The organism is Robinsoniella sp. (genome assembly GCF_034124845.1).
Genome location: NZ_JAWYAJ010000577.1, coordinates 1 through 4,267 on the forward strand (window position 1 = coordinate 1; position 4,267 = coordinate 4,267).

The 4,267-nt window shown below is 43.1% G+C and carries 5 protein-coding genes; all 5 read right to left on the reverse strand.

Features of this window, described 5'->3' with window-relative positions:
- Positions 1-907, reverse strand: a 907-nt coding sequence (locus ACH2DQ_RS28520; protein ID WP_395028756.1) for an ethanolamine ammonia-lyase reactivating factor EutA, incomplete at its 3' end; no start/stop codon positions are given.
- A 125-nt stretch (positions 908-1,032) separates the two neighbouring features.
- Positions 1,033-2,427 (reverse strand): sensor histidine kinase, encoded by a 1,395-nt coding sequence (locus tag ACH2DQ_RS28525; protein ID WP_394912527.1) that lies wholly within the window; start codon positions 2,425-2,427, stop codon positions 1,033-1,035.
- Complete coding sequence (locus ACH2DQ_RS28530) at positions 2,424-3,014, reverse strand: ANTAR domain-containing response regulator (RefSeq protein WP_394912528.1); 591 nt, start codon at positions 3,012-3,014, stop codon at positions 2,424-2,426. Before ACH2DQ_RS28530 ends, ACH2DQ_RS28525 begins: the two co-directional genes overlap by 4 nt.
- A gap of 77 nt (positions 3,015-3,091) precedes the next feature.
- A complete protein-coding gene (locus ACH2DQ_RS28535; protein WP_394912529.1) occupies positions 3,092-3,526 on the reverse strand; it encodes a EutP/PduV family microcompartment system protein in 435 nt (144 codons plus the stop codon).
- Between the two features lie 22 nt (positions 3,527-3,548).
- Positions 3,549-3,899, reverse strand: a complete 351-nt coding sequence (gene eutS, locus ACH2DQ_RS28540) for an ethanolamine utilization microcompartment protein EutS (RefSeq protein ID WP_027293621.1) — start codon at positions 3,897-3,899, stop codon at positions 3,549-3,551.
- Between the last annotated feature and the right edge of the window lie 368 nt (positions 3,900-4,267).

Consider the following 4,267-nt stretch of genomic DNA (forward strand, 5'->3'; position numbering starts at 1 on the left):
ACTGCTGCAAAAAGCAGTGCTTTCTGATTTCCTGTCCCAATATGATTCCAATATCCCCATACCGGAACAAGTCGCTGTCTGCTTCCTGATAGATATAGTCTGCAACGCCTCCGGAAAAAGTGACGGCTGTGGGAATTACTTCCTCTTTCAGTCCCTTTCCTCCATTAGTAAACATTTCATTGTAATAGACGCTCTTTGGCTGGATGTGAAGAGACTGTCCGATGAGATCCGCCATTAAAGTACAGATTCTTCGTATCCTGGCTGTATCTGCAAGATCCCCTACGGAGATGGGAATCCCCTCATTCATTGCTAACTTTTGTATTTTGGAATAGATGTAGGTAATCCGCTTTGTCTCCCTGTCCACTTTAATCAGCCTGCCTCCGATATCCAGACAGGTGGTTCCAATCAGGCTTCCATGGTCGAATACCGCGATATTGCTGGTACCGCCGCCCACATCAACATTTGCTACTACGCATCTTTTCTCTTTGGAAAACGTGTCCGCTCCTGCGCCTCTGCCGGATAATACCGACTCCAGGTCCGGTCCTGCTGTGGCAACTACAAAGTCACCGGCCAGACCGCTTAGCGTTTCCAGCACCACATTTGCATTTTCTTTTCGGGCTGTCTCCCCGGTAATAATCACTGCTCCGGTTTTTACATCCTCCGGTTTCATTCCCGCCTTTTGGTACTGGCTTTCTAAAATCTGTTTCACCGCTTCCCCGTCGATCTCTGTCTGGGATAATAAAGGAGTAAAAAAGATTTCACTGCGGAAAATCACTTTCTTATCTACAATGCTGATTCTTGGAACCGTGTAACTGGTTGCCTGATTTTCTATCGTCAGTTCACTGAATACCAGCTGTGTGGTTGAGGTCCCGATATCAATGCCCACACTTAAGATTACTTCATGCATGGTTCTGCCTCCATTATCCTGTATCTTTGTTGTCCCCTTTTAACAAGAAAAAAGCCCAGGTGCAGAATTTTCTGCTCCTAAGCTTCACCGCTTTTTTCAGACAGCCCTCCATCGGACCATCCTATTCAATTGTACATTTTAAAATCAAAACTTGCTCTGGTCCCTTCCGGTCCCGATTTTATCTTAAACTTGCCGTGGAGTTTTTCTCTCACCACACTGTCTACGATATATAAACCAAGGCTTTTTCTTTTCACCTCGTCCACTGCGAACCCTTTTCCATTATCTGTGATACTCACCTGGGAATACATCTTCCCGTGGGTAATTTCAATAATGATATGCCCGGACGGTACATCCGTAAAAGCATACTTAAATGAGTTTTGCAGTAATTCGTTGATTACCAGCGTAACCGATGATGCCACATCTGCATTTAGTTTAAACTCATCACCGATGACATCGATGTTCACTTCCAGATCCGGATAGATATAAGATCTTAGCAGATCTCTTTTGATACTCTCTACTACCTCATAGATATTTACATTATCATCCTCACCCTGTAAGATCAGCTCATGGGTTACGGAGATAGATAAGAGACGGTTAATTGTATCCTCCAGCACTTCCTTTACCTCTGCATTATCACTTCTTCTGCTCTGCATGCGTAATATGCTGGCAATCATCTGGAAATTGTTTTTGATCCGATGGTGCATTTCTTTTAAAGCAACGGATTTATTGACCAGTTCCTTTTCTTTTTCCCTTAAGTGTGTAATATCACTTAATACAATCGCAAACTGTATCCCGTTTTTCTCCAGGGGAATATGCTTGACCCTGAGAAAATATTTCCCAACGGTAACTTCAATTCCGGTTTTCTCAAGTTCTCCCGGCTGGTATACACGCTCGGGCTGATGTAAAAGAATATTCTCATATGGCATCTCCAGAATATCTCCGCCGTATCCCAGCTTGGCATAAAGTTCCTTTGCCATCATATTCCGGAAACAGACTTTTCCTTTAACATCTACCATAATTAACGCTTCATCTATGTATTGCATAAGCCAGTCATATTCGTGAATTAGATTATCAAATACATTCACCTGTCTTGGCTTTTCATTTTCTATGGATTCGTTTTCTTCTACCGCACGTTTTTCTGTTATCAATACGCCGATTATGCGGTTATCATTAAAAATAGGTTCTACATTCTGCATTACTTCTGTTCTCTCCTGGGTTACTGCCTTCACATACTTCGTCCCAATTCCCAGTCGAATTGTACGCTCTACTGCTGGCTCATCTTCTTTTCGGGCAAGCATTCCCACTACACTTTTGGCATAAGCAGAAGGTACATTTTCCGGATTTGCCTCACAGATTACAATGGCGGTGGATATATCTTCTGTAATACAGTCGATAAATACGTCACATCCCACCATATTTGCAATCAGCTGCAGGCTCGGCTGCATTGCTTCAATCACTTCGATATCCGAATCGGTAAGCGGCGTGTATTCCCTGCATAATTCATATATTCTGGAGCTCATGCATGTCCCCCCGCCCTCAGCAGTATCATTTCCGCCACACGCTTCATGGACAGCTTTTTCGCCTGGCTCAGGCTCCGGATATAATCATAAGCTTCCTGCTCCGATATTTTTTTCTCCTGCATAATATAGCCTTTTGCTTTTTCAATAATTTTTCTGCTTTCCAGCTGTTTTTTTGCCTGTGTCCCTTCCTGCTTCAACTGCTTCATCTGTGCACTCTGTGCAAGCGCCACTTCAATAGCGGGAATCATCGTCCTGACCGCCACCGGTTTCACAATATAACCGGAAACGCCAATCTCTTTTGCTTTTCGGATACATTCCTTATCACTATACGCCGTCAGCATCATGATTGTATCCACAATATCCTCTTCTTTTAATACCTTTGCCGCACAAAACCCATCCAATAAAGGCATTTCCACATCCATTAATACCAGATCGGGTTTTACTGCCTTACAAACTTCAATTGCATCAAAGCCATCGGATGCTTCTCCGACCACTTCGTAATTCTGATCCTCCAACAGTTCTTTCAGGTCTAATCTGGTAATCGGCTCATCATCTGCAATTACCACCCTTACTTTTGATTCTTCCATTTGTACCTCCGCATTATACCTCACATTACTTCTGTCGATTATGCTTTCTGTCCGGATCACTGATGACCGCTTACACTCTAGTGATCCTCCAGGTATTGAATAACGTCTTCCATACCTTCTCCCGCAACTGCACTTGTTAAAAAAATCGTCTTTGCTCCTGCACCTTCCAGATATTTCTTTGCAAGAGCGATCTGTTCTTCAGAAGCCGCATCGCATTTAGTAACAATTCCAATAACCGGCTTTGTAAACATGGATGTAAACATAGGTGCAAACATACTGCCGTCCGCAGTAGCATCCTGCACAAAGATGATCACATCTGCCTCAGCTGAGGTTACCTGCAATGCCCGGTAAAGCCCCCGCCTCTCCAAATATTCTCCCGGCGTATCGATAAGTTCTTTCCCCAGGATTTCAATTGCCTGGGTCTTCTTATATTTAAGTGCCTCACCTCTAAGATACTGGCAAAGCGTGGTTTTACCGGCATATGTCCTGCCTACAAGCATTACTTTCTTCATCCTATGTCCACTCCTGTCACCATTAGGTTCTTGTAATCTTAGAAGGAGTGAAATCCAGCATGTCCCCTAACACATTCATAATTTCATGCAAAGAAGCATCCACCGCTGCGATGTCTCCGGTAATGACTAAGGAACCGCTGAAGCGGTCCACAAATCCAATCTTTACATCTGCCGCTTTGGTTGCTACATCCGCACCTATGATGGCACCCTCACTGGGGGTGATGGTTAAAATGCCGATTGCTCCGCGCCCGTCAACCAGACCCAATTTCGTATACAGGTCTTCATCCGGGTTGGCAATCAGGTGCGCCAAAGTCACCTGCTTTCCTGGAACAAACTCCTGAATAATCCTTTTTTTCTCATCTAATTCTATCATATTTTTGCTCCTTATGCAGTAAAATATCCTGTAAAAGCGCAAAAAACCCCCAGAAATAAGATTTCCGGAAGTTCCATCACTTCATTAAACAACGCAGGTCATTACGTCACAACCCGCTTATTCAGTTAGAAAGATCTCTCTTTTACTTATCTGCATACTTCTCTGTATACGTTATCGCTGATCATATGTATCTGTATTTTCAGGCATAACATAATCCCGCTTACGAAACTGCCTGATATCCAAGATGATATGTTCACATGGTGAAAACTATTATTATCCTGTTTTCATACTGCTTCTATAGCGACTATACACTATTTTATACAGTTTTGTCAACACTTTTCGTCATTTATCTGTTATTTTTTACCATT

What these genes read in the sequence shown, in the direction of transcription:
- ACH2DQ_RS28525 (WP_394912527.1), bottom strand. Translation starts at nt 2,427, where the DNA reads ATGAGCTCCAGAATATATGAATTATGCAGGGAATACACGCCGCTTACC.
- ACH2DQ_RS28530 (WP_394912528.1), bottom strand. Translation starts at nt 3,014, where the DNA reads ATGGAAGAATCAAAAGTAAGGGTGGTAATTGCAGATGATGAGCCGATT.
- ACH2DQ_RS28535 (WP_394912529.1), bottom strand. Translation starts at nt 3,526, where the DNA reads ATGAAGAAAGTAATGCTTGTAGGCAGGACATATGCCGGTAAAACCACG.
- eutS (WP_027293621.1), bottom strand. Translation starts at nt 3,899, where the DNA reads ATGATAGAATTAGATGAGAAAAAAAGGATTATTCAGGAGTTTGTTCCA.